This is a genomic window from Vibrio atlanticus (genome assembly GCF_024347315.1).
In the GTDB taxonomy this organism is placed as follows: Bacteria; Pseudomonadota; Gammaproteobacteria; order Enterobacterales; family Vibrionaceae; genus Vibrio; species Vibrio atlanticus.
Map to the genome: position 1 here is coordinate 1067664 of NZ_AP025460.1, position 25476 is coordinate 1093139.

Here is a 25476-nt window from a genome sequence, read left to right on the forward strand (position 1 = left end):
TGAGATTTATTATCGTTTGTATTCTGTGCTACAGTTCAACTATACAAACAATAAAAATTAGTAAGGACTTCAAATGGATGCTTTGGATCTATTGCTCAACAGACGCTCTATCGCAAAACTCTCTGATCCGGCACCTGAAGGTGTAGCGTTAGAAAACATCATCAAAGCGGGTTTACGAGCTCCAGACCATGGCGCATTGACACCGTGGCGCTTTGTTATCGCACAAGGTTCAGGGTTACAGAAACTTTCAGACATCTTGGTGCGTGCCGCTGAAGCGGATGAAAGCGAAGAAGCGGTTATCGAGAAAGTAAAGAAAGCGCCGTTCCGAGCTCCAATGGTGATCACTATCATCGCAAAGGTAACTGAGCACGAGAAAGTGCCTGCGTTCGAACAACACCTGTCTGCGGGTTGTGCTGCGCAAGCAATGCAAATGGCCGCAGTTGCACAAGGCTTCCAAGGTTTTTGGCGTTCAGGTAAATGGATGTTCCACCCTGAAGTGCACCAAGCTTTCGGCCTAGAAGGCGACGATGAAATTGTTGGCTTCCTATACCTAGGTACTCCGGGCTGTACGCCAATGAAAGCGCCAGAGCGTGACTTCTCAAAGTTCGTTGAGTTCTTGTAGATCTCGTCAGGAAAATAGCCACACAACGAATTGTTGAATGCTAACTGTATAAACAACCAGTTTTCCTTGATTTATTAGGGCCACATTAGATAATGTGGCCCTAATTGTTTGTAGCATCTGGAAAAACATGTCTCGCCTTATTATTGCTGAAAAACCAAGCCTAGGCCGCGCGATCGCCGCCGCACTACCTAATCCACAAAAGAAAGACCAAGGGTTTATCAAATGTGGCAATGGGGATGTGGTGACTTGGTGTATTGGACACTTATTGGAGCAAGTTGAGCCAGACGCTTATGATGACCGTTATAAGAAATGGAACTTAGCCGATCTTCCTATCGTGCCGGAGCAATGGCAGCTAAGACCGCGTAAGACGTCAAGCAAACAGCTCACGGTGATCCGAAAGCTATTGAAGGACGCGACCCAAATTGTCCATGCGGGAGACCCGGATAGAGAAGGGCAGTTGCTGGTTGATGAAGTGATTGATTACTGCAAAGTATCCAAGGCTAAGAAAGAGTCGATGGACAGGCTACTTATTAGTGACTTGAACTTGCCAGCCGTGAAGCGTGCGCTCTCTCAGATGCGGAGTAACCGCGATTTTATTCCACTTTCTATTTCTGCATTGGCGCGCTCTAGAGCCGATTGGCTGTATGGCATGAATATGACTCGCGCGTATACCTTGCTTGGTCAAAAGGCAGGTTACCAAGGGGTATTGTCGGTAGGGCGAGTGCAAACGCCTGTACTTGGTTTGGTCGTAAGGCGTGATGAAGAGATCGAAAATTTCATTCCGAAAGATTACTTCACTCTGCATGCGCTGATCCCTTACCAAAACAACGGGCAGAGCTTTGATATTCGAGCGCGTTGGAAACCAAGCGAAGCATGTAAGCCATGGCAAGATGAAGAAGGCCGGGTGCTCAATCGAAAACTGGTTGAGAACGTGGCTCAGCGAATTGCGAATCAACCCGCGACGGTGACGGAATCAGAGCAAAAGCAAAGTAAACAAGCTGCGCCACTGCCTTATTCGCTGTCAGCACTGCAGATTGATGCGTCTAAGCGTTTTGGTATGAGTGCTCAGCAGGTGTTAGACACTTGTCAGTCGTTGTACGAGAAACACAAACTCATCACTTACCCGCGTTCTGATAGCCGCTATCTACCTAAAGATCACTACTCACAAAGAGAGTCGGTCGTGGATGCTATCGCTAACAATGCGAAAGAGCTGCAAAGTGGTGCTCAAGGTGCGGATCTTTCTCTTAAATCAAAAGCATGGAACGACAGCAAGGTCGACGCTCACCACGCGATAATCCCAACACCGAAGAAATCATCGGTGAATGGCCTGTCTGCCAACGAGATGAAAATCTATCAGCAAATTGCTCGTCAGTATCTGATGCAGTTTTATCCGCCGGCCATTTTTGCTGATGCCAAGCTTGTGTTTGATATCGCTGGTGGCGTGTTCATCGCAAAAGGGCGTCAGCTTATCAACCCGGGCTGGAAAGTGTTGATGGGGAAAACGGACACTGAAGAAAAAGGTGATGGCACGGATACGGTACCTCCATTGGATAAAGGTACGGTGTTGACGTGTCGTGAAGGCATTATTGGCGATAAGAAAACCGAACCACCAAAGCACTTCACGGAAGCGACCTTGCTACAAGCGATGACTGGTATCGCGCGCTTTGTGGCAAATAAAGACCTCAAAGCCATTTTGAAAGAGACCGACGGCCTTGGAACAGAGGCGACTCGTGCTGGCATTCTAGATACTCTATTTAAAAGGCAGTTGCTAACGCGTCAAGGTAAGAGTATTCATAGTAGCCCTGCGGGCAGAGGCTTGATTCATGCTTTACCTGAGGACTCGACCTTCCCCGACATGACGGCACACTGGGAGCACCAGTTGCAAGGTATGGCAGAACGAAATCAAGCGTATCAACCTTTCATGCAAGCGCTAGAAAGTAAGATTGATGGTTTGATGGGCAAGGTAAAAACGGGAGAAGTTCCTGAATCACTCCGCCACCTTCCTAAAGTCGAAAGACCAGCGTTTAAACGTCGTAAGGGCGGTGGCGCGAAGAAGTCTTATGCCAAGAAAGGTACCTATGCTAAGAAGGGCGCGAAAAGCTAAGACTTATTGACATTAGGATCAACGTCCGACCTTGTGGCCACAACGCTTAAACAACTGTTGCCAATAGTCGACATGGCGACGAGTTGATGATCGAAAAGCTTGATGTGCATCTTGGATGGGAAAGTAATAATTGTGCAGTTCAGGTTGCGCGTCAAACATCCCTAGTTGAGGGGCTAACTGCTGATAGTAGCCATCTAGCTGCGCCATGTAGGGCTGCACCTTACCAATGTATTGTTGTTCGAACACATTGTTGAGATAACGAAACTTAGTTGTGTCTCGCTGCTTACCACAGATGATGTTGTCATCAAAATTTGTCAGCTGCTTGGTGATGGTATCCAGTTCTGCCGAAGCACGAGCCAGCGAGTAGTATAAATCCCCGAGCGTAGAGCTCTTCTCTAATACTTCTTGTACCTCAGTGGTTTTGCCGGAAACGAGCGGCGCGTTTAACGCTTGGTTGAGATGTTCTAAGGCGCCACTGGTTTGTCGTACCTGATCGCCGATATCAGCGTGTAACCACCGACTACCACGCATCTGAGACTGCATCGCATCGCTGGCATAGATTAGATTCCACTGGTGCCGCGGAAACTGTGCGAGCTTCTGCTGCTCGATTTCTTTCAGTAGCTCTACGACCTCAGGGTCTAATTCGCTACCGGATAAGCATCTCCCGACACCTGCAAGTAGGGCGACTTGATAATCGTAATTACGAAACTCATCCGCGACTTTCCCAAGAACCGAATTTCTTTCTGCAATCAGATTGAACAATCCACACTGACGAAGCTGGTAACTGTCGATGAGACCGATAGAAAGCGAGGGCACGTCAAGCAGCAGTTCTCGTTTTCTCGGTAGGCTTTCAAATTCCCATTCCTCTTTTATCTCGTCAGCATCTTGTACTCTGGCTATCTTGGTTTGATAGTCGTCGAACAAGTCGCCGGGGCCATCACTGAAACAGCCAGCTAGCATCACCGTCAGACAAAACAGCGTTGAGTGCTTAACTAGGTTTGAGAGAGGGCCTAAATTCATCTGTGGATTACCAGTCTATTTCGCTGCCATCGAAATTGAAGAAGTGACCACTTACTTCGGTATTCGCTGACTCGATGACTTTAATAAGGCCGGAAGCTGAAGTGTCGGTGTCGATCAGAGCATTGGGCCCGCCCATTTCAGTCTGTACCCAACCTGGATGCAGTGCTAACACCGTAAAGCCATTCTCGGTTAAGTCGTTGCTTAGGCTCTTCACCACGGAGTTTAGAGCCGCTTTAGATGAACGATAGATGTAGCCTCCGCCTGATGTGTTTTCAGACATGCTACCCACTCTAGATGAAAGACAGGCGATCTTTTTGACGTCACTACTTTCTATAAGAGGTAATAGAGTCTCGACAAGCTTCAATGGAGCAATTGTGTTGATTTCAAATACACGACGCCACTCTTCTACATCGGTATTACCCAGACCGTAACCTTTAGGGCCATAGTAGCCAGCGTTGTTGATCAAGATATCAATCGACTCTATTTGCGAGGGGAGTTGTTCTACTGCTTGATAATCGGTTATTTCTAATTGAATGCAGGTCAGATTGGTGTTGTGTTCTGCGAGTGAGAGCAGTTCTTTTGCTGAATGTGTATCACGATAAGTCGCGTACACCTTGTGGTTATCTTCCAAGTATTGTCGAGTCAGGCTTAAGCCAATGCCGCGGTTCGCTCCAGTAATAAAAATAACGCTCATGGTGATTCCTTTTCCGTTCAATTAGTTAAGTTTGATGGCTTAACACGAGAAAATCAACGCTCCACCAACTGGCCATTAGCATTCCTATAAAAATCATTACTGCTGCTGTCGAGCCGCAGATCACCCCACAGATGAGTATTACGTTTTTCATTGCTGTCTCTTGTAAAAAGTAAGTGTAGTGATAATTATTACCATTAATTAAGGTTGTCGCCAAGTCTGAGACTGTTATGATTTTGAGATTGATACGTAATACGCCCGATCTATGACTCCTTTAATTTACCATCCAATTTATTCTCAGTTGCCTTTACCAGAAGGGCATCGTTATCCAATCAATAAATATCAACTGTTGCACAGTGCTGTGACGCACCACATGGATAGCGATCCAAAATGGGGTAATGCATTCGAAATGTTCCAGCCAATGCCTGTTTCGGTAGAACAAGTAAAGCAGGTACACGATGGTGAATATGTCGATTTGCTAGTTTCTGGAAATTTGCCAGCAGCAAAAATGAGACGTATCGGCTTTCCGTGGAGTGAACAGCTTATAGAAAGGACACTCTATTCAAGTGGTGGAACCTGCTTGGCCGCTGAAATGGCCATCGAGAGTGGTTTAGCGATTCATCTCAGCGGTGGCTATCATCATGCGCACCGAGATTTTGGCAGTGGCTTCTGTTTGTTGAATGATCTGGTCTTGGCGGCCAAGCACGCATTAACCTTTGAGCATATAGATAAAGTGCTGATCGTCGACAGTGATGTTCACCATGGCGATGGTACAGCGACACTTTGCCAAGAGAGCGATGAGATTGTTACTTTGTCATTCCACTGCGATAAGAACTTCCCTGCGCGTAAACCGTTATCTGATTTAGATGTGCCATTAAGTCGTGAAACAGAAGATGAAGAGTTCTTACGTTGTTTTGAACAAGTCACCAAGTTGGCGATTGCGCATCACCAACCTGATCTCATTATTTATGACGCGGGGATCGACATCCATCAAGACGATGAACTGGGTTATTTGAATGTTTCGACAAAAGGGATATTTGAACGCGACTGTTTCATGATTGAATTAGCGAAATCAGAGTCTATTCCAATGGCGTGTGTAGTCGGTGGCGGATATCGAACTGAACATCAAGATCTGGTGCCGATTCACATGCAGTTATTGAAGGCCGCATTTACTGTCAGCAGTTGAGTGGTGAGCTTGTGTGATCTCCAGATACAAAAAAGCCGCTGATTTCTCAGCGGCTTTCTTAAATGTGGTGGAGGGATAGGGATTTGAACCCAACCACCAAAAAATTAAATGCTTATTTTACAATTATTTAATTGATCTATCGAAAATCATTTTAATCGTTTGTCTTGTACAGATTAAACCTTACTTCACCGTTTAGCGTCAAGATATATCAGATTGATATGTTAGTAAGTTAGGGCGGAACGTTATTAACGTTGCCCTTACTTGGAGAAAAACACTCAGGCATACATCCTTCTAGAGCAAAACACAAAATTTACTTATAGAGAGGCTCGGCCTGTCAACTCTCGGGACTTAACGCTGACTACGCAGCGCTTAATCCTAATTTGTTATGCATTTCTTCCAAGCTCAGAATCTGGCCCCAACTTACTACTAAAAACGAACATACAACTAACTAAAATACCTAACTCAAAAAGCTGACATAGAAAAGATGCCGCCTTAAACACCAGACCAGTTTCCATCCAAGGCGTCGCTATTTCGATTAGCACAGCGGCTAAAACCAAAGTATACCCAATCCGTTGATGCCATTTACCTAACACTGGCGAAAAATGGTGGAAAGCTAACAAGTAGAGCACCGAAAAAAAAGGCATTATAAACCAGGTGAAATACTCAAAAATTTCAACCAATGAGCTACCACCTTCACCCAAAGTCGCCATTAGTATCGGGATAATAAAATTGAGTAGCATATAAAGAAACGGATATATAAGAATACCCAAGGCAAGGTACTGAACTGATTTTTTAACTCTACTTTCCACTTGTACTACCTTCTCAAGTTGGAGTAACGCATAACAAATGATATGGACTACCTCTACCTGATACTCAGCGCGCCATACTTACTCAGTACACGCTGAAGAACTGGAGGTTACTATGTCTACCATTCAAACTATTGGCGTGACCTCACCAAGAATATGTTCAGTATTCACTGTGTCGATGCATATGGCAAGTGTGTCCTGCGCAAAAATATCTAAAGAAACAAAATCTTAAATACATTAGCTAAGTTTCCGCCTTGCCTCATCGGTATGGAGGCGTACTCTGGTGCCCATCATTGTGCGTGAGATCTCAGCAAATGAAATCTTTGGACAAATGTATTTCAGGTGTGTTGCTCCAAACCGTTTCGATCAGATAAGAAAAAGTACCTTGGAACATTAAATTGTGTATGGCTGTTTATTTCTACAGATGTACTTTTTAGCTTACAAATTTTTATTCAACCATTTCACCGTGTGATCTCGCATATCGTTGGAAAAGTAATGAGATTCCTCAACTAAATTGAACTCAATTTCAGTATTGTTTCTATCGTATTTACTCTTCACTTTTTCATAAAAGTCCTTCGCGAAATTGGCAGGAACCCAATCATCTTTCTCACCATTTATGATCAGCATAGGGCGACTTTCATTTTCTATAAGGTACAAACATGGATCAATCTCTGCCATATACCTAATAGCTAACTTCTCATCATCACTAAGAGTCTTATTAACTGAATCGGCTTCTAAGGCGAACTTCTCCAAGCCGACAAAATCAGGAGAGCCGATAATTGATACCGCAACTTTAATCCGTTTATTTTTGGTCAAAGAATAAAATGTGGACATTGCGCCCATAGAGATACCCACAACCGCAATCCTCGATGGATCAATCCTAACGTCTTTCTGATAATGCTCAATGAGTGTATTTATGTCATCTGAATTCTGCTTGATCACCCCCGACATTCTTTTGATAAATCTCGAATGACTACTAACGTTTCGAGCATTACCATCATCTCTTTCGCCGTGTTTATCTGCATCAAAGCAGATAACCGAATAACTCTGAAGAGCCAAATTTAAAGCTAGATTAGAGCCTTCATATTTATCATTGCTCCAACCGTGACAGACGATGACTAAAGGATTATTTACCGACTCTTTTTTACAATAGAGCAAATATGTAATCTCACCGATCTTACTTTTTTCTACTACAACACCTTCCATGAACACCCCTTATATTTCAATATATTCGTTTATGAGCACGATAAACCGTTAAACTTCAGAAAACAGCTAAAGCTGATTAGACGGCAAAGTATTATTCATTATCTTTCTTGGCGCAACGAGATTCATATCAGCTTAATTTACAGCATGCGAACAAGTAAAGGATTTACCGAACAATGGGGCATTTCTGAGTCAGGGTTGTCTGTTGGGTTGGTTAATTTCATGTTGGTGTTCATGGCTAGCCATGGTAGGGAGTTAAGAGGCTCGCCTCTTACCCGCAGCTCACGTTCATCTTTTGCGAAGCAAAAGTGTGACGGGAGCGCAACGGGTTGCTATACCGTCTCACTTTTTTAGAGACGGTTTTTGGCGGTTTACCGCCAAGCTTATTTTACTGAGATGTGCTCAACTGAAAGCTATTCACAGCATCAACCAACTCTTCTGGGGATAGCGGTTTCGCATAATGTCCGTAGGTCATCGTATTGTGTTTATGACCAATTATCTGAGCGACCACATGCTCTTCGATGCCCGCCTTTTGCAGTTCATCAACAACGGTATGACGGAATGAATAGGCGGTTGGGCGTTGTCCCGCTTTGAAATGACAGGCATCAAGAACATCACCAAAAACGTCACGGTAATCTTTTGACCAATCCAAGTCGTCTCCACGGGGAACTAGGTCAAAAAGCTGAATAGCACCTTGTTGTTTTCGTTGCTCTACATAATCAAGAAAGCGTGATTGAAGCAACTTCTGGTGTATTGGCACAACTCTGTTGGAAGCCGCATTTTTTAGGTGTTGGTTTTCCGCATCATCGGAAAAGTGGATACAAGGGGTATGACCTAACGTGATGTCCTTGATGCGAAGTTGACAAGCCTCTGAAGGGCGGCAGCCTTGATGCATCTGTAACTTGGTTATCCAGTCAAATTGCTCACCTTGCTCACTATAGGCATGACTAGAGAATAGTTTCTTCAGCTCTATCACTTTCCAACGCCTGCGCTGAGTTGAGCTATTTGTATTCTTTGGTAGCTTCACCACCATAAATGGATTAGTTGCTATCAATTCTTTTGCCACACACCAATTAAAGAACTGCCTATTTGCGGCCAGATAGTCTTTTAAGCTCTTATGGCTAAGCTTACGCTGGATCAGTTCATCTCTGTAAGCCATGGCAAGGCTGTTACTTGGCTTTTCTTTTCCTTGGCTTGATAGATAGTTTAGAAAATCACTACAACGCTGCTGTAGCTGTTTAATCGTCAATTGAGTCACGCTCTCAAGCTGCTTAGATTCAATGAACTGAGCCAGCGCCTCTTTTCCCACACTCACTCTCGGCGATGTTGCCTTTGCTTCTACAGCAGGTCGCAGTATTGGTGCATTCGTCGTTGTTTCTGGTTGAGAATGATAATTTTGACGTAACTGATTAATACTATGAGCAAGCTCTGCTTTGAATTCAGTAAAACTTAATGCCGTGATTTTGGCTCTGTCGAAAAGAGCATGGAGTAATTGAACCTGTTCGATATTTCTCAGGTAAGCGACTTTACGTTCACGAGTTAGAAGAGAGAATTTAAACTCTTTGGGATAACCACTGCTACGTAGTGAAAGTGGGGTGGCGATGCGTGTGTAGTATACGCTATTTGGAAGTCTCAATAAGTACATCTGTGCTACCTTTCTGTGCAAGATGATTTTCGAGGCTTTAGATACGAAAAAACCGCTGTAAAAACAGCGGTTTAATCTTTAAGAGTGGTGGAGGGATAGGGATTTGAACCCTAGAACCGCTATTAACGGTTGCCGGTTTTCAAGACCGGTGCTTTCGACCACTCAGCCATCCCTCCAGTGCCGCGAATAATATAGTGGTGTGATTCGCTTGTAAATACCCTTATTAACTGACTGCTTTTTTTATGAACAAGTTTGTGTGTTTTTGTTCTGGGTGGTTGTTTTTCGCTCGGTTTATTAAGAAGCAGACCAAACCTTATATTCAATAAGCCAAGAATTCTTAACTTTCGTTATACGCGAAGTGTTTCCGTGCCATTAAAAAGAAAGTATGTATTTGGCTTGCAGGTAAAGTTATGAGGGAAGTGGCTTAGGCGCATGAACTTTTAGTTTAGAACTCTGAGACCGGAATTTAAGAGTAGGTATCAAGTGAATGGGTTTGAAAATGAGAGTGGATAGAGTCTTGTTAGATGAGCTTTATATTTTAAAAAGCTTCAGATGCAAAAAAGCCGCTGATTTCTCAGCGGCTTTCTTTAATGTGGTGGAGGGATAGGGATTTGAACCAAACGCCCGCAACAAAAAAATGAAAATTTACCGTTTATTATCAATAACTTGCGAAGGGGTGACTAAGCGTTGGTTATCAATTTAGTGCATCAATTGACATTACGCTTTTTCTTGGAATAGTTCAAGGAAAAGCTGTGACATGCCTTGTTCACTAGGTCGCCATCGTTCACCTTTCTCAAAGGTGAACGAATCAAACAGTGTGACGGTTCTAAATTACATGTTTGACATCACAGTGGCTTGGAACTCTGAGATAGAATCGATGCTTTCATAAGATATGCCGTAAGAATTCATTACATAGTTAAATGCAGCAACGAATTTGGATACACCTGGCTGACTAGATGAAACCCCTGGCGTTTGCAATGTGTCAGAAATAATCTGACCATTCCATGTTGTTGCGCCAGAAGCGTAAACATCAGAGTATCCAGTACATGATGTGTACAAATCATTGATTGCAACAACTGTTTCTCCGTTATCAATTGCTGTCTGATGATCTGCTCGACAACTTTGCTCAATTACATTAATGGTTTTAAAAACTTCCCATAAATCGACTACGCTAACGCCTTGGTCTAGTAGATAGCTAACTGACGCATTGTAAGCTGGATACTCGTAATAAGCAGGGGTCAGCAAGATTTGGACAGCATCTTGAACTGAATCAGCGGTAATCTGAGTTGGAGCCCAAGAAATCTGTGAGTTAAACGTATTTAGCATTGACGCATTGTATGAATCATTTGTAGTCAATCGCACCGCAACGCCCTCATTATACCATACATGAGAGTGACCTAATCCCATTTCGCCAACGAAGCGGGACTGATAAGTGTGCTTGATTTCGTGCTTAATTAGCTCATCCAGAGCGGTGCCAGAAGAATCAGGGCCGATAGTGAAGCCATAGTAATCACCTGCACCATTACTGCCTTCACTGGATAGGACACAAACTTCTAAAGGAGAAGATGAATCAACATCAAATTCAGAAACCATGTTCCAGTTAAATCGTGAAGCATCAGTATTAAATGCATTTTGAGAGATGCGAGCGATTTCTTTTAGTTTTGCATCACTAATTGAATTCGGTGAACCCACAATAAAGTCAGTTGTACGAAATGATGAACTCGTTCCTGAGCAGTTAGTATTGCTATTCATTGAAATGCTTGCAGAGCTTACAGAGATATTCGGGTAAAGATCCGCAGCATTTGCTGAGCCGCTATCGCCACCACCGCTACCACAGCCCAAAAGTGAGATAATGAACATAGAGATAGCCAAATGCTGATTTGTTTTTTTATTTATCAATTTATTGTCCAACCAATTTACATGCGCGTTTTTAGGGTAAGAACAATAACTAACGATATGTGTAATAGGTTGTTTTAGGTCAAGTATTAATTTAGATGCTCTAAACATGTGCAATATCGACATTTAAATTCACAGAGTGAATGCTTTTTTTGAATTCTTAGCAATTCTTAACCGATTTAAGAATTCTTAAAAAACGGACGAAATTTTAAGAATTCCACCATTCTGGTGAAATAACCGAGAAATTGACTACTCTGTATGCAGCGGGGCTGCTCTGTCCACTGGTGCTGCTAACTGCGCTTCCAGCCGCTGATTTTCCTGAGTGAGCAAAGCAACCTTACCTTCAGAATCGCTAAGATTCTTCTCTAGAAGACGGTGGTTAACTGAAAGTTCACTTTTCTCATTTCTGAGCGTATCCAATTGATTATCATATTTATTCAACAAGTCTTGGGTGGATTGTAGTTGAGTCGATGTTTCAATAAGTCGTTCTTTCGCTTCTTCATGCTGTTCTGACAATGCAGAATGGTGTATTCGAAGTGCCTCTAGCTCATTCGTAGCACAATCAAACCTTGTCATTATTGATGCATGCGTTGTTTCCATTGTCGACAATTTAGCTGTCAGTCCCGTGATGGTGTTTTGTTGAGCCTCTATGTTTTCCGCTGCCTTGCTGAGAGAGAGCGTCAATTGACCATTATTTTGAACCAGTTCGGATATTTCCTGCTTTGACTGCGCAAGCTCCACTTCCAGTATTTCGATTTGTTCTTCAAGCAACTCATTGTGTTCGACTTGTTTTTGTAGACGCGCTTCTAAATCAAGGCCGTCTTCCTCTGCTATCTCTTTGGCTTTTATTGCGGCATCGGATTTAATATCTAACTCTCTAACGCGAGCATCCATCAGCGCTTCATAATGAAGTTGTGCCTTATTATTCAATCCGATAGTCATGTTTCGAAGCGATTTGCAAACTTCCTGCTCTCTGATGGACAGCATTTCCTGAATCTCAATCGGCAGTTCAAAAGAAGCCCGTAAAGGCTGCCCACCTAAATCATCTTTATCGTTATTTGGCTCTGGTATTTCGGGAACTTTTCCGCTTTTAGTTAATCGGTCAAGGTCAGCTTGAATTGAAGCGATTTTTCCTCGACCGAGGATTTCTTTAATGTACCATCCCGTAGGCTTTCTGCCTTTGGAGCACAGTTGAGTAGCAATATCTATAATGTCTTCATCTGTATAGGATTTTGGTCTAGCCATGTTGTTTACCTTTATTGTAATTATTATCAAGGTTAGTTAGTAAAGTAAGTAAGCCAGTTAACTAACTTACTTATTTTGGGGGGTTATCAATGCTCTGGTTCGCTAACTGGTTATCGGACTCTTGCAGCAAAGTAATCTCACCTGTAATTTTGTCTGCCAACTCAGGTGGCAGATCTAACGTGGAATTCAGAGCGGAGGCCAGATATTCACTCTGTTTCTTCATCACACCTTTATCTTTGGCATTAATAGAAAGCAGCACTTTCCTAAATATATCAACCAGTTTTGGCACTATCGCCTGCGTTAAGTTCTGTGTGAGCGTGGTCAGTCGCGATGATTCCACTTTCAGGTCTGACACCTCTACCTGCATGATATCTCGCTCAACCTGTAACTGACTTAGCTGTACCTGTGCCTGAGCAGTATCCTCTGTTAGCTGAACAAGTTGTTGCTCGACTTTTGCTTGTTCACCTAACAAACTCTCGTGTTTCTTTACTGTCAGCTCAATCTTGTCTTGAATCAGCTCTAACTGATGCGTGTGATAGTTATGACTACGCTCAGTTTTAGGAATACGAGCCTCTCTGTTCATCTTCTTGCGTCGCTTAGATCTCCGTTCGGTTTCAGGCGCAAACACTACATTGAGACCTTTGGCATGAAACAGGTGCTCATTGGCAAAGTCCTTTACCATCTTTTGGAAAAATCGCCCAAAGTCTTGTGATTCTTCACGAGTAAGCTTTCCGTTTTTCGGGAAGAAGTTTTTCACTGAGTACACTCGATGGATGTACTCATTCACCACTTGTATTTGCCGTTTGTGCAAGTCGAACTCACCTGTTTCACTATTGCGTCCAGATAGAAAGTAGTGCGGGTGACAACCTGTATCTTGCTCCACGCTACGCTCATCATCGTGACCGATAATCGCTTCAATGGGGTACTGAGGGAAATGGTAAGTCAGGAACTTGCGCGTTAATTCAATGTACTCTTTCAGACTGACGGTATCTGAGCCCACTTGCCATTGATGGGGCACTTTGAAGATACCTTCCTGTAAATAAACAGAATTTGTTGGTGCACGGCGATGAACCTGATTGTGCGCGTTAAGATAGGTCTCCAGCATTTTTATGCGCTGCCTTTTACGCTGCATGTTAAGTTTTCCAAATTTCGCTATCTTGGAGTACGAAACATGCCCTTCGGTATCAAGTACAGCCTGAAGAAATTCCGCTGCCTCTCTATTTCCTTTTTTGGTTTCACTGGCAATCGCCGTTTTCATTTTATTCTTGTATTGCCGATGTTGAGTCTGGAGTTTTTTCTGGTTGTGGATGCGTGGAACTGGCGCGATTCGATATAGCAGCTCCATACGCGTCTCTTCTGACCACGTATCTAATTGTGATAATCTACCGTTACACCAGATAAGATTGTTAGCTGACAACGCGTCATTCCATTCCAGCTTTTTAGTCGATTTAGTCCTCGCCTTTGAATCTGCGAGAGTGGAGGTTATCCTGAGCGAATGCTTCAGCGATGCCTCACATTTAAGCCGACTCACCGACTGAGATGTGAAGTTAAACTTGCGATAAAAATAACGAATGTCCTTGTTCATTCTGGCCTCTCCAGAGGCCAGGTATTTAGAGAGTCAAGAGAGATATCTCTTGCCCGCAGCTCACGTGCATCTTTTGCGAAGCAAAAGTGTGACGGGAGCGCAGCGGGTTGCTGTCGCGTCCCACTTTTCAAGTGAGCGACTTTGGCACGGTTAGTGCCAAATTTGGCAACGGTATTGCCATGTGTGGCACTGACAATGCCACACATGGCGGGGCGGAGAATACTCATAAAGCACCTCCGATAACACCTTGGATTAGCGCTTTAAGCTCAGGCCTCTCTTGCAGAGCACTCACCAACGCTAATACATCTGATGGTACTTCAGAAGATACTTCAACGGGTATAGCCTCAGAATGTCCGAGTGCATCTGCAAGATGATTAGCTGCGACATTGGCAAAGTCAGGAGCATCTGAACGCATCCAGCGACCATAATGTTTATCTATCATATTTGTGCCAGTGTGCCCCATCTGACGTGAAATCCAGTCTTTACTAATTCCAGCAGTAAGATTTTGACTCGCATAAGTATGGCGTAACTGACCGACACCACGGTGCTGAACTTCAGCTTTTTTCAGAAAAGGAGTGAAGAAGGTTTTGTTGAATTGCTTGGCATTCAGGAACGGTAGATTCGTTTTACTGTTATAAAAGACAAAACGCACTGTATCTTTAATCCATGTTTTACTGTCCGCTTGTAAAACAGAGATAGTGCGCATCCGTTTTGAGCCAGTAAGCTCAAACTGTTCTTTCAGAAGCGTTATCGCCAATTCATTGAGTTCTACCGTTCTAACTGATCCAGTGGTTTTTGGCGTTTTATAATCGTTTAATACTCTTGCACGACGAACATATAATTCTTTACGCTGCCAATTGATGTCTTCCCAAGCGAGCGCCAGTAACTCACTGATACGAAGTCCTGTTAGTACGTTCAGAAGTACAACATTTTTTCCGTTAAGGCATTCAGCAGTAGTGTCATTCAGTTTTTTGATTTCGGCTTTGCTGAGAGGTTTTGGTTCTTTGTTCGTAACAGCTAGGTTTTCAATACCATCTACGGGGTTGCGCTCAATCGCACCGTCTCGTTGGGCTCGTTTGAATACCGCCCTGAGTATAGTGAGGAACTCATTGATCGACTTGTTGCTGTAGCGGTAATGAAACGAAATGATAAGATCATGGATGTCACTATGATTAACATCTTTTATCAAACGTTTCTTGAAGTGATTTTTGAGTTTTCCCGACTTACTTCTGTCCGATCTGAGTGTAGACGGCGCGACAGTATGTACACGGCTTTCAATGAATTTATCTATGACGACATTAACTAATGTCGGATTGCTGTTTTCCACGTTTATTGCACTTAGACAGCTAGCTGCTGCTCTTCTATTTGAGAGCAGCTTATAAGCAGAAAAAATGAATTTCAATATGAAAATGCTAATATTTTTAGCAGGTTATGGAAAAAACTTCACCTTGTCTTTTTTTATCAATGAGTTGTTGTTTTTTAATTTTTCAAAGTGGTTGGCAGATAAAGCTACAGATAGGATTTGCACCCAGCATCACTGATAAGAGCTATCTAGGAGATGGCAGATCCGAAAAATGTTTGAGGATTTTTTGATTTATCGAATAATTTCTAACATTTGAAGTTAGTTATCAGACATGAGGCTTTCCTCGTTTCCTCAATGATGGGTTAATCTGATATTTTTCCCAAATGGGCGAGTTACTCTGACGTTTTTCCCAAACGGGTGAGTTACTCTGACGTTTTTCGCATCTGTGAGTATGAGATTTGACTGGTATAGTGTGTAATGGAACGATTTTTAGCAAAAGATTTTCTGTGCAGTTCTAAGCTAGCTCAAACCTGGACAAAAGCTTCTTAGGGAACTTGGTGAAATCGAAACCAATCGAATTAGTTCAGTATCCTAAACGCCTTCAACTTAAGGATAGTCACTTGTCATCATTAACCAGCTCTGGTGGTTTATTAGTAGGTAATAATGCAGCGCCAGAATGATCTTGGTGCTTAATGTACAAGGGATATAGCTCTTCCTTATAAAACGTGTAATAAGGAGAGCTATCAAATCGATTGTCGTTTTTACCCCATTTTCGTACGAGGTCTTCAGGGGACGGTATTAATATACGTTCTGTTCCGTATAGATACCGTACATCAGAGTAAATTGATGCCCCTATCAAGTACTTCCTTACCTCACTCTCAATGATTAGTGGTAGATCTTGGTCTGCTTCTAGGTGGAGAACATTTTGGTACTTTATGTATAACTCACAGTATTCAACAAACTTTTTAGCATGGCGCAATGCTAATTCTTCGGGTGAATCGTGCATGATTGATACTAAATTGATTCATGTGTGCTTTGAAGGAGTCTTTTGCCAGAACCTCTAGCTCGCTAATTAGTTGTTCTGCTTTCTGATTTTCCTGTTGCATCTTCACAGCATAACCTTTGAAAGATAATTCAGTGATCTTTCCTTGGAACCACACCACAAAGCCCACAACAACACTTACAGTAAAGAACAGTACAAAATCAGTGCCAGTTAGTTTGTCTAATAAGAGGAGAAGTACATTAAGAACAAGTAAAATTGTGACAATAACAACACTTAGAAATAATCGCATAATTACCACGTCTAAAGCATCTAACTAATTTACAGACAAACCTAGCTACTTATACTATGAAGTCGTAGCATAATTGCGTTCTGGCATTAAATAAGCTGGGGTTCAGTTGGAACGTACATCTCTCATAAATCTAGACAATGCATGGTATGATTTACTATCTTTCCCATTATCTATGACCGCATCTTCTAAGTAGCCTGTAGGTGTATGCACCCTAACCCAAGTTCTTTGAGACGATAGAATACTATCTATTAACTGAAGATCAGCTACAAAAGCTTTTGTGGATGTTTTGATAGCCGAGTTATTGTTCAAGTCTGTAATTGTTCTTGTTGGTTGTAACTGAATTTTTTTACCGTCAATGTTCAGTTGAACGTCAGTAATACCAGAGTATTCGTTAAAAATGGACATTATGAGTATTACTTGCTCTGGCTTTGATGAACTCCATTGAGCACCAATCCCTGTACAAACCATAGAATCACATGCATTGCCGTGTGGCTCTATTGATATAATGGTTGCATTATCAAAGCCGCTATGTGACACGCTTGGCTCTAAACCAGACGTGGTTGAGCAACCTGCGATAAGAAAGGCTATAAAAACTCCTAATTTTTTCATGCCAAATCCTTTTCTAATGTTGAGAGTTAGTCCGTGTGATAACCACATCACACTTCTAACAGCTTACATTCATTGGGAAAATCTGGTCAATTGGTGGATTAGTTAAGTGTGACCTCAAAGTAGGTTAACGCGTTTAGGGGTATATCCAAGATAACCTCGGTCACAATATCATACCAATGGGTATAAGCATCATGATGGCGAATATGTTCCTGTATCTGCAAATAACTCAAACCCCTTGCTATCAGCGAACATTTCTTTAAATAAAATACCTCTACCTTCCAACTTTGAGAACAAGCAACTCTTATGCTCAGAGGAAGCTTTTAGCCCGAAAAACACCATATCAACAGCTTCAGGATTAAACGATTGAATTGAATGCTTCTCAGGTAACTTTGTCCGACAATTTTCGAGTATCAAACGATACTCCTTCTCGTAATTCCAGTGTTTTGATTTTTGGATTAAAAGTCTATCCACTTGTTCTTTGATATCATGACTACTAACAATATCAAGAAAGTTCATTGGGACATCTGTGTAATTCACTTCTTTGTGAAACCGTAACGGCAAAGAGGCTACCAGTTTTTCCATGTTATACCTTAAACAGAAACCACGATGGTTATCCCCATAATGTGCCCAGAGAAGCGGATTTCTTGAGCTTGTAGAGAGGCATGATATGTATGAATTACACATCCTTTCTTGTATCGGATCTCGATATGTTTCTAGGAATATTTTCTGTCCATTGGGTTTAGCCAGCTTTTGCATGAGTTCCTGCTTAATCTGTTCAGGATGTCTACTCTCAGTTTGCGATCTGATATTAACAATATGTTGAAAGTTCTCATCAATGTATCGTGCCAACGTAACGTCTGTAGCAAAGATTGAGGGGAAGAGAAGTGTCGCATCAAATGGGTCATTAAAGGTTTCACCTATGGAAAATGACAGCTCGTTATTTACCAGATTGTTCACATGCCTATTTTCGTTAGATGTGAACGTGCGATATTGATACAGATACCCCCTCTGGCAGGATAGTTGTCACTGTTAAAATTTAACCAGTTTGGGCGATAAAGAGTAATTGTGTCTCGTATCTCAGTAGAAAGAAAAGAAGCTATATTGAAGAAGCTGTTGCCTCCCTATTCGATGTCAGTTAAAGAAGTGTCGGAAGAGGAAGGAATTAGCACTGCGACCCTGTATCATTGGCGCCAGCAACTCAGACGTTCAGGAGCCGCCGTGCCAAATAGCAACACTTCATCAGAGCAGTGGTCTGCTCAAACTAAACTCGCCATTGTTGCCGAGTCTTACTCGATGACCGAAAGTGAACTCAGCCAATATTGTCGTGAAAAAGGTCTTTTCCCTGAACAAATCCAAAGTTGGCGCAGCGAATGTATGCAAGGGTTTAAGTCGAGTAAAGAGCAGGAAGCTGAAGCAAAGAAGCAGGCTAAAGCTGACAAACTTGAAATCAAAGAGTTGAAGAAAGATTTACGACTCAAAGAAAAAGCACTCGCTGAAACGGCCGCCCTCTTGGTACTAAGAAAAAAGCTGAGAGCCTTTTACGGGGAAGAGCCAGAGGACGATTAACCTCAACCGATGAAAGGCAGACCATAGTGACTCTTATCCTTGAAGCGAAGCAATGCGGATGCCGTTTAGAGCCAGCTTGCCATGAAGTTCAAATCGACTTGAGAACGTATCGTCGCTGGTATCAGCAAGGTGAAGTTCAAGCTGACAAAAGGCCGATATGCATCAGGCCAGAGCCTGCTAACAAGCTCTCTCAGCAAGAGCGTGATGCGATTATCGAGGTGTGTAACCGCTCTGAGTTCGCAAGCTTACCTCCGACTCAAATCGTCCCGACACTGCTTGACCGAGGTGAGTATATCGCCTCTGAATCGAGTTACTATCGGGTGCTGAGTGCACAGGGACAACTCCACAGACGAGGTCGTCAAAGAAGTAGGCAGAAGCAAGCGAAGCCATCAAGTTACACAGCGACAGATTCGAACCAAGTCTATACATGGGATATCACTTACTTACCTTCAAAAGTTCGAGGCCAACACTATTACCTGTATGTCATCGAGGACATCTACAGTCGAAAAATCGTTGGTTATGAAGTGTATGAGCGTGAATGCGGTGAGCTGGCGTCACAACTTCTGCAACGAACGTTGATGCGAGAGCAATGCTTCAATCAAGCGCTGGTTCTTCACTCAGATAATGGTGCACCGATGAAGTCGCTGACGTTTAAAGCAAAAATGGAAGAGTTAGGTATTACCTCATCGTATAGCCGCCCAAGAGTCAGCGATGATAACCCGTATGTCGAATCATTGTTCCGCACGGTAAAGTACATGCCAAGCTGGCCAACAAAGGGCTTTGAAAGTATCAACAGTAGTCGAAGTTGGGTTGAAGCCTTCGTACGCTGGTACAACACCGAGCATAAGCACAGTAAGCTAAATTACGTCACGCCTTCAGAGCGTCACAATGGAAAAGATAAAGAGATCTTGAAGCGCCGAGCAAAGGTATTACTCGCAGCAAAAGAGCTAAACCCTGAACGCTGGCCAGGTGATATCAGAAACTGTGAACCTGTTGGTGACATTCACCTAAATCCAGAAAGAGAAGCTGCTTAGTAAACAAGCGAATGATGACAACTACCTTGAAAAACGCCGGATACTTAGTAGTCAAAGCTTTTCTTCCCTACGCTAAAGCTGATGGATGCATTCAGTATCATACAGGCATTACAAAATTTAGCTCAAATGACTGTCTAATATTGTGAAACATTAACTAATCGTAACAAAGAAAGGGGCGTGCGACGTGAGGTCGTATGAAGCGCTGTTCACCGCTTAACGTGTGAACCATCTGTATCACCAGATGAACCTAGGGCTCTGAATAAAGTAGCGAGCCTGACAATGTAATGAAGAATGGTTATGACCATTCGGGATTTGAATCGTGAGAGGACGATCCTCCTGATAACCACAAATCGGGTGAGTGCTAGGTAGTCAGTATGACGAACATAAGTGAATCCGCGGAAGGTGCGTTATGTTTGCAAACAGCGGAAGTGGTTAATACGCTGTAGCCAAAAGGCAAGAGAGTCGGAAAGAGATTGCCCCATGCTCTTTCGTGGTCATTGAACTCTCCGCACCATAGCGGGCATCTAAACTGACATTGCGTGACATACGGAACACGGTAAGCCTGTATCACTCCCTCTGGGAAAGCCTATGTGGCCGATAGTGATGCAGGTATAGGAGGTTGGAAAAAGCGAAGGCTGCATTGTAACGATGCAGATACAGACTTGTGTCTGGTCACGAAAGTGAGCCCACTTCCAACTGGTCTCCCGTTGCGAGAGAATTTGAAGAACTTTATTCAAGGAGAAATGCAAATGATGATTTCAAAAGAGATTAGTGCCTCTCCTGACAGCGCTCAATGGCAGTCGATCGACTGGAAATCCGTTGAGTCGCATGTATTCAAGCTTCAGATGCGTATCGCAAAGGCAACTCGAGAAGGTAAACACGGCAAAGTGAAAGCGTTGCAGTGGTTACTGACTCATTCTCGTTCAGCAAAACTTCTTGCTGTTAAGCGAGTATCACAAAACAAAGGCAGTAAAACGCCTGGAATAGATGGTGTTATCTGGAATACAGATACACGCCGCATGAAAGCAGTCAATCAATTGAGTAGAAAGGCATATCAAGCCAAACCACTCAAGCGTATCTATATTCCCAAAAAGAATGGCAAACTTCGACCACTGGGCATCCCGTGCATGATAGACAGAGCGCAGCAAGCACTCTACCTTACGGCACTAGAGCCTATATCGGAGACGCTTGCCGATCCTAATAGCTATGGATTTAGACCAAACCGCAGCACGGCTGACGCAGTCGCTCAGTGCTTCAAATGTTTGGCTCTAAAGAAGTCAGCTAAATGGGTTCTTGAAGGCGATATAAAGGCCTGTTTCGACAAGATCGGGCATCAAGGGCTGATGGACAATGTTGCCGTTGATAAGCGTATGTTGGAACAATGGCTAAAGTCTGGCTTTGTAGACAAAGGGCTGTTCTATCGCACTGATGAAGGCACACCACAAGGTGGGATTATATCTCCGACCTTGATGCTAATGACTCTCGCAGGCCTTGAACAGCAGATAAAGTCCACCGCACTCAAAAAGGGCGCTAGAGCCAACTTTATTGGTTACGCCGACGATTTCGTCGTCACTTGCGCTTCAAAAGAAGTGCTAGAGAACGATATCAAACCGTTGATTGCTGACTTCTTAGCAGAAAGAGGCTTGACATTATCCGAAGAGAAAACGCATATCACCCACATTAACGATGGCTTTGACTTCCTTGGGTTCAACCATAGGAAGTACAAAGGGAAACTGCTCATTAAGCCGAGCAAATCCAATACGTTGATGTTCTTAGGTAATCTGCGTGAACTCATCAAAAAGCACGTAACCCTTCCAGTGAATGATCTTATCAAACTGATAAATCCGAAACTCAGGGGATGGTCGAACTATTATCGGCACTGCGTAGCTAAGCAGGTATTCGGATATGTTGGTCACAAGCTATTCCATACGTTATGGCACTGGGCTAAAAGGCGTCATCCAACAAAGTCTAAAACTTGGATCGCCCTAAAATACTTCATCAACCGAAAAGGCCAATGGCAGTTTCACGGTTGGCAGAAGATCATGGATATGGATTGCCAGTTCAATCTCTTCCAAATAGCTAAAGTGCCTATAGAAAGACATGTGAAAATCTGAAGTGCAGCGACACCCTTTGACCCTCTTTACCAAGAATACTTGGTGAAGAGAAAATCCAAAAGGCTAGCTCGTAACTCTTGGAACGAACCTGCTCCGACTGCTTTATAAGTTGCTGGGTATCATTTGATGCCTTTGTGGAGGCTTGAGCCGTATGCAGTGAAAGTTGCACGTACGGTTCTTAGGGAGACGGCACTTGGTAACAAGTGTCGTCCACCCGACAGAAGCACCCCAGATTATTTTGGCTGAGATTTGTTTTGGCTAAGATTATTGTTGGGCATACTGAATCAGTAACTTTGCTAATACCGAGTGACTTATTGCAATAGAAGTGCAAAACGAAGATAGAGTGGCGAATCAAACGCACTTTTGCATTCTATATTTTTATGTGCAAAATGGATTGTGCATTCAATAAAATACGAGGTTTTTAATGCACAGCACAACTCAACACTTGGTTAATCTTACTGACATATATCATACGCTAGATCGTTTAACTCAATCTGATGAAGCGCTCAACCGCTACAGTCCCGCGTTATTTGGGACTTTTCAACAAGTTCTTTATTCCCAAACTGCATTGCAACTAGAAGTTCTGCAAGCCAGTATCACTTCTAAACAGAACACATGCCTTGATAGACTCCCCAAAAACACAGCCTATACAGCACAAGACGTTGAAGATGTGTGGTTATCTAAATATATTAAAGATCTGCCATCGACCACCCTTAAAACAGTACAAGAAGAAACCATTGTTCGAGTTTATCTCAACCGTATTCTTGACGAGTTCTCCATGCATACTAAGGAGTCATGGAAGCAAAAGTCGAAAAAATAGATTTACAAAAATTGCATGAAAGTATCGAAGACCTGTGTGATAGGTACGGCTTCCCACTAGACGTACAACCTATGAGAAAGGACTCTATACCTTTTCTTTTGAGTACTCTTGATCCGTTAGACAAGGGTTAGTCTATTGAGTACGTTTAATTGTGGTTGCAAGCATTAGGAAAACTTAGCCATTTTACAAATCAGGAAGCAAGTTCTTAAGTGCTTGTAACTCATTTCGGGGCAAAAGCAATTCAGGCAACTGGTAAGGATTTGTTACTAGTTGCCAGCGACTTGCGGGATTAATGTTTTAACTTTAGTCTCCTATTGGCTCATAGCTGATCCCATTAACAACTTCTGCTAACTGGCTCAGTGGCAACCGCTTTCCATACCGCCCGTAAGTCATACTATTATTTCCATGCCCAACGAGCTGAGCGGTGATGTGCTCAGGAACACCTTGTTGCTTCAATTCGTCTATGAAAGTGTGTCGGAACCCGTAAGCGGTAGGTCTCTGGCGGGGTTTCATACCTATCAACGTTTGGTATTTACCGATCTTTATGCAATATGATTTAGACCAATCATCAAACTGATTTCCTGGGCTATAGCTAAATAACTGTCTTCTACCCGCAGCCTTCACCTTAGCAACATAGTCTAGAATGCCCATATTGATCAGGTGATTGTGAATGGGAACCTCACGGATACTGTTAGCGTTTTTTACATATTTACCGTCCTCACTTTCTGTAATTGAGAAGTAGTAAATACCGTTTTCTTGCTTGATATCAGCAACTCGCAATTGGCAAGCTTCCGATGGACGCATACCAGATAGAGGTAGGATTTTCGAAATCCACTGAAACTCTTCATCTTTTTCTTTAAATAGGCGTGTGCCGAAAAACTTCTTCATATCCTTCAATAGCCAGCGTTCCCGTTGTTCATCTTGGCGCTTAATTGCCTTCTTCTGGATTTTAACGTCCTCAAAAGCATTGAACCCTGTGTGGTTCATCAGTTTGCAGTATTTAAAGAACTGAAAACAAGCTGCAAGGTATTCTTTATCCGTTTTAGCGCTTCGACCTTTTTTCAACAAATGGTCTCGGTACAGTAAGGCATGAGCCGTTGTTATATTGGCAACTCTATCTACTGGCGCAAATTGAATGAAATCGTTAATACGTGATTCTAGCTGATGGATTGTAAGCGGTCGGATTGATTGGAGCTTTTTAGAGTCGATAAATTTTACCAGTGTACATTTCAAGGAAGCAAGTGATGTAGCTTGTCGTGTTAAGGGCACTGGTTGTATCTGTATCGAAGTATTGCGTACTGGTATTGGTTTAGTAACGAAAGTACTGTCATTATCGTCAAAGTCGCTTCTAAGCTCATTGATAAGCTTATTTGCAGCAATATTGAAGTCTGCGGGGTGAGTCTGAATTGTAATGCTGTCAATAAGCTGTTTGAGCTCGATGGCAACGTTTAAGTTACGTAGTGAGGCAATTCGACGATTTTTGGTTAACAGTGATACTTTTAGGTCAAAAGGGAACCCACGATCACGACAACTTTTAGGTAGGCAAATACGAGTGTAGTAGTTATGGCTAGCAGTTTTTAAAAGGTACATTGTCTCAGTCAATCCTTGCGGTTGAACTTAGTACCCTTCAGATATGAAAAAAGCCGTTGATAATCAACGGCTTTTTTCATTTTTAAAGTGGTGGAGGGATAGGGATTTGAACCCTAGAACCGCTATTAACGGTTGCCGGTTTTCAAGACCGGTGCTTTCGACCACTCAGCCATCCCTCCAGTGGCGTGAATAATATAAGGGGCAGAGGATCTTGTAAACCCTTAATTTTCATAATTTTGTTTTGTTGCTTGTTTTCTAGGGCGTGTTGATCTTTCGTGAGTGTTTTTTGAACAGCATGGTAAAGAGTTATAATTTGCTTCGCCAAAAGTAAAACCATAACCAATACCATGCCAAGAACAATGCTAACTGATATTCGCTGGGAACTGCTACTCCAAGTTATGAAAAGTACAGGTCGTATTTACGATAAAACTGAACATCGAATGACATTTGAAGGAATACTTTATCGAATGAGAACAGGTATTCCTTGGCGAGATCTACCCTCTGAGTTCGGAGAGTGGAGTACCGTTTACAGACGATTTAATCTTTGGTCAAAGAAAGGGATTTTAGATAAACTTTTCAAAAGCTTATCTAGCATGGCTGATTTTGAATGGGTCTTTCTTGATGGCTCTATAGTTCGAGCGCATCAGCATAGTACAGGTGCAGCTACTGAAAGCTCAGAGCAAATAGGAAAAAGTCGCGGGGGCAACTCAACCAAAATTCACTTAGCCGTAGATAGTGGTGGTCTGCCGATTTGCTTTGATTTATCAGAAGGACAACGCCACGATATAGTGCATGCCGAAAGCTTAGTTGAACAACTCGATGAAGTTAATACTATCGTTTGTGATAAAGGATATGACAGCGAACCTTTCCGTACTTTTGTTAAGGAACGTGGCGGAGAAACGGTAATTGCTAAACGCAATTACGGACAAGATATAGACAAAGACAGTATGGATTGGTGTCTATACAAGTATCGTCACTTGGTCGAAAATGCCTTTGGGAGAATTAAGCATTATCGAGCTATTTCAAGTAGATATGACAAGCTAGAAAGGAATTATGCCAGCATGTTATCGCTGGCATTCATGTTAATGTGGCTACCGATGTATTGTTGAACACAAAATGTACAGCAAAGATCAACACGCCCTAAT

General features: G+C 42.8%; 20 protein-coding genes, 2 tRNA genes and 2 pseudogenes. 8 read left to right on the forward strand and 16 right to left on the reverse strand.

Annotated features, from left to right (window positions below; translation table 11 throughout):
- Positions 1-73: 73 nt before the first annotated feature.
- Both OCV30_RS04950 and OCV30_RS04955 read left to right on the forward strand, forming a co-directional pair.
- Entirely contained in the window at positions 74-622 is a 549-nt protein-coding gene (locus tag OCV30_RS04950) for an NAD(P)H nitroreductase (protein ID WP_017104045.1), read from the forward strand.
- Positions 623-749: 127 nt separating this feature from the next.
- Positions 750-2726: a DNA topoisomerase III gene (locus OCV30_RS04955; RefSeq protein ID WP_065678634.1), complete on the forward strand. Its 1977-nt coding sequence runs from the start codon at positions 750-752 to the stop codon at positions 2724-2726.
- Positions 2727-2744: 18 nt separating this feature from the next.
- On the opposite strand, the gene OCV30_RS04960 is transcribed toward OCV30_RS04955, so the two are convergent.
- Together OCV30_RS04960 and OCV30_RS04965 are read right to left on the reverse strand one after the other, a co-directional pair.
- Positions 2745-3746 (reverse strand): DUF3080 domain-containing protein, encoded by a 1002-nt coding sequence (locus OCV30_RS04960; protein WP_065678635.1) that lies wholly within the window; start codon positions 3744-3746, stop codon positions 2745-2747.
- A 7-nt stretch (positions 3747-3753) separates the two neighbouring features.
- Positions 3754-4440, reverse strand: coding sequence for an SDR family oxidoreductase (locus tag OCV30_RS04965; protein WP_065678636.1), 687 nt, complete (start codon positions 4438-4440; stop codon positions 3754-3756).
- A 262-nt stretch (positions 4441-4702) separates the two neighbouring features.
- On the opposite strand from OCV30_RS04965, the gene OCV30_RS04970 reads away from it, so the two are divergent.
- Positions 4703-5623 (forward strand): histone deacetylase family protein, encoded by a 921-nt coding sequence (locus OCV30_RS04970; RefSeq protein WP_065678637.1) that lies wholly within the window; start codon positions 4703-4705, stop codon positions 5621-5623.
- A 383-nt stretch (positions 5624-6006) separates the two neighbouring features.
- Here the strand turns inward: OCV30_RS04970 and OCV30_RS04975 are convergent, their stop codons facing one another.
- Entirely contained in the window at positions 6007-6432 is a 426-nt protein-coding gene (locus tag OCV30_RS04975) for a hypothetical protein (RefSeq protein WP_065678638.1), read from the reverse strand.
- A 153-nt stretch (positions 6433-6585) separates the two neighbouring features.
- On the opposite strand from OCV30_RS04975, the pseudogene OCV30_RS04980 reads away from it, so the two are divergent.
- Positions 6586-6729, forward strand: a pseudogene (locus OCV30_RS04980) (IS110 family transposase); the annotation flags it as partial.
- Positions 6730-6867: 138 nt separating this feature from the next.
- On the opposite strand, the gene OCV30_RS04985 reads toward OCV30_RS04980, so the two are convergent.
- The 11 genes from OCV30_RS04985 to OCV30_RS05035 all read right to left on the reverse strand — a co-directional run bounded on the left by OCV30_RS04985 (position 6868) and on the right by OCV30_RS05035 (position 17789).
- Positions 6868-7635, reverse strand: a complete 768-nt coding sequence (locus OCV30_RS04985; protein ID WP_065678639.1) for an alpha/beta hydrolase family protein — start codon at positions 7633-7635, stop codon at positions 6868-6870.
- 385 nt (positions 7636-8020) lie between these two features.
- A complete protein-coding gene (locus tag OCV30_RS04990) occupies positions 8021-9277 on the reverse strand; it encodes a tyrosine-type recombinase/integrase (protein ID WP_065678640.1) in 1257 nt (418 codons plus the stop codon).
- Between the two features lie 85 nt (positions 9278-9362).
- Positions 9363-9453: transfer RNA gene (locus OCV30_RS04995), tRNA-Ser, on the reverse strand.
- A 655-nt stretch (positions 9454-10108) separates the two neighbouring features.
- Complete coding sequence (locus OCV30_RS05000; protein WP_261879037.1) at positions 10109-11176, reverse strand: hypothetical protein; 1068 nt, start codon at positions 11174-11176, stop codon at positions 10109-10111.
- A 246-nt stretch (positions 11177-11422) separates the two neighbouring features.
- Positions 11423-12418: a DNA-binding protein gene (locus OCV30_RS05005; RefSeq protein WP_065678642.1), complete on the reverse strand. Its 996-nt coding sequence runs from the start codon at positions 12416-12418 to the stop codon at positions 11423-11425.
- Positions 12419-12488: 70 nt separating this feature from the next.
- Positions 12489-13835, reverse strand: coding sequence for a hypothetical protein (locus tag OCV30_RS05010; protein ID WP_244499025.1), 1347 nt, complete (start codon positions 13833-13835; stop codon positions 12489-12491).
- Positions 13836-14226: 391 nt separating this feature from the next.
- Positions 14227-15330: a tyrosine-type recombinase/integrase gene (locus OCV30_RS05015; RefSeq protein ID WP_065678644.1), complete on the reverse strand. Its 1104-nt coding sequence runs from the start codon at positions 15328-15330 to the stop codon at positions 14227-14229.
- Between the two features lie 592 nt (positions 15331-15922).
- Positions 15923-16312: a hypothetical protein gene (locus OCV30_RS05020; protein ID WP_167351944.1), complete on the reverse strand. Its 390-nt coding sequence runs from the start codon at positions 16310-16312 to the stop codon at positions 15923-15925.
- Positions 16272-16598 (reverse strand): hypothetical protein, encoded by a 327-nt coding sequence (locus tag OCV30_RS05025; RefSeq protein WP_065678646.1) that lies wholly within the window; start codon positions 16596-16598, stop codon positions 16272-16274. Before OCV30_RS05025 ends, OCV30_RS05020 begins: the two co-directional genes overlap by 41 nt.
- 102 nt (positions 16599-16700) lie before the next feature.
- A complete protein-coding gene (locus OCV30_RS05030) occupies positions 16701-17207 on the reverse strand; it encodes a hypothetical protein (protein ID WP_065678647.1) in 507 nt (168 codons plus the stop codon).
- Positions 17208-17396: 189 nt separating this feature from the next.
- Positions 17397-17789, reverse strand: a complete 393-nt coding sequence (locus OCV30_RS05035) for a hypothetical protein (protein WP_244499026.1) — start codon at positions 17787-17789, stop codon at positions 17397-17399.
- Positions 17790-18272: 483 nt separating this feature from the next.
- Between OCV30_RS05035 and OCV30_RS05040 the strand changes: the two genes are divergently transcribed.
- The 3 genes and pseudogenes from OCV30_RS05040 to OCV30_RS05050 all read left to right on the forward strand — a co-directional run bounded on the left by OCV30_RS05040 (position 18273) and on the right by OCV30_RS05050 (position 22741).
- Positions 18273-19807 (forward strand): IS3 family transposase gene (locus tag OCV30_RS05040; RefSeq protein WP_370736707.1). Its coding sequence is split into 2 segments (ribosomal slippage): positions 18273-18726 and positions 18726-19807, totalling 1536 coding nucleotides; the frame shifts between segments, so codons are not numbered across the junction.
- Between the two features lie 749 nt (positions 19808-20556).
- Positions 20557-22029: pseudogene (gene ltrA, locus OCV30_RS05045) on the forward strand (group II intron reverse transcriptase/maturase).
- Between the two features lie 316 nt (positions 22030-22345).
- Positions 22346-22741 (forward strand): hypothetical protein, encoded by a 396-nt coding sequence (locus tag OCV30_RS05050; RefSeq protein WP_065680240.1) that lies wholly within the window; start codon positions 22346-22348, stop codon positions 22739-22741.
- Between the two features lie 303 nt (positions 22742-23044).
- Here OCV30_RS05050 and OCV30_RS05055 read toward each other — a convergent pair whose 3' ends face one another.
- Positions 23045-24331: a tyrosine-type recombinase/integrase gene (locus OCV30_RS05055; RefSeq protein ID WP_065680241.1), complete on the reverse strand. Its 1287-nt coding sequence runs from the start codon at positions 24329-24331 to the stop codon at positions 23045-23047.
- Between the two features lie 88 nt (positions 24332-24419).
- A tRNA-Ser gene (locus OCV30_RS05060) sits at positions 24420-24510 on the reverse strand.
- A 168-nt stretch (positions 24511-24678) separates the two neighbouring features.
- On the opposite strand from OCV30_RS05060, the gene OCV30_RS05065 reads away from it, so the two are divergent.
- Positions 24679-25440: an IS5 family transposase gene (locus tag OCV30_RS05065; RefSeq protein WP_102552608.1), complete on the forward strand. Its 762-nt coding sequence runs from the start codon at positions 24679-24681 to the stop codon at positions 25438-25440.
- Positions 25441-25476: the final 36 nt, after the last annotated feature.

Coding starts and splice junctions, on each gene's coding strand:
- OCV30_RS04950 (WP_017104045.1), top strand. CDS start 74: ATGGATGCTTTGGATCTATTGCTCAACAGACGCTCTATCGCAAAACTC.
- OCV30_RS04955 (WP_065678634.1), top strand. CDS start 750: ATGTCTCGCCTTATTATTGCTGAAAAACCAAGCCTAGGCCGCGCGATC.
- OCV30_RS04960 (WP_065678635.1), bottom strand. CDS start 3,746: ATGAATTTAGGCCCTCTCTCAAACCTAGTTAAGCACTCAACGCTGTTT.
- OCV30_RS04965 (WP_065678636.1), bottom strand. CDS start 4,440: ATGAGCGTTATTTTTATTACTGGAGCGAACCGCGGCATTGGCTTAAGC.
- OCV30_RS04970 (WP_065678637.1), top strand. CDS start 4,703: ATGACTCCTTTAATTTACCATCCAATTTATTCTCAGTTGCCTTTACCA.
- OCV30_RS04985 (WP_065678639.1), bottom strand. CDS start 7,635: ATGGAAGGTGTTGTAGTAGAAAAAAGTAAGATCGGTGAGATTACATAT.
- OCV30_RS04990 (WP_065678640.1), bottom strand. CDS start 9,277: ATGTACTTATTGAGACTTCCAAATAGCGTATACTACACACGCATCGCC.
- OCV30_RS05005 (WP_065678642.1), bottom strand. CDS start 12,418: ATGGCTAGACCAAAATCCTATACAGATGAAGACATTATAGATATTGCT.
- OCV30_RS05020 (WP_167351944.1), bottom strand. CDS start 16,312: ATGCACGATTCACCCGAAGAATTAGCATTGCGCCATGCTAAAAAGTTT.
- OCV30_RS05025 (WP_065678646.1), bottom strand. CDS start 16,598: ATGCGATTATTTCTAAGTGTTGTTATTGTCACAATTTTACTTGTTCTT.
- OCV30_RS05030 (WP_065678647.1), bottom strand. CDS start 17,207: ATGAAAAAATTAGGAGTTTTTATAGCCTTTCTTATCGCAGGTTGCTCA.
- OCV30_RS05035 (WP_244499026.1), bottom strand. CDS start 17,789: ATGGAAAAACTGGTAGCCTCTTTGCCGTTACGGTTTCACAAAGAAGTG.
- OCV30_RS05050 (WP_065680240.1), top strand. CDS start 22,346: ATGCACAGCACAACTCAACACTTGGTTAATCTTACTGACATATATCAT.
- OCV30_RS05055 (WP_065680241.1), bottom strand. CDS start 24,331: ATGTACCTTTTAAAAACTGCTAGCCATAACTACTACACTCGTATTTGC.
- OCV30_RS05065 (WP_102552608.1), top strand. CDS start 24,679: ATGCCAAGAACAATGCTAACTGATATTCGCTGGGAACTGCTACTCCAA.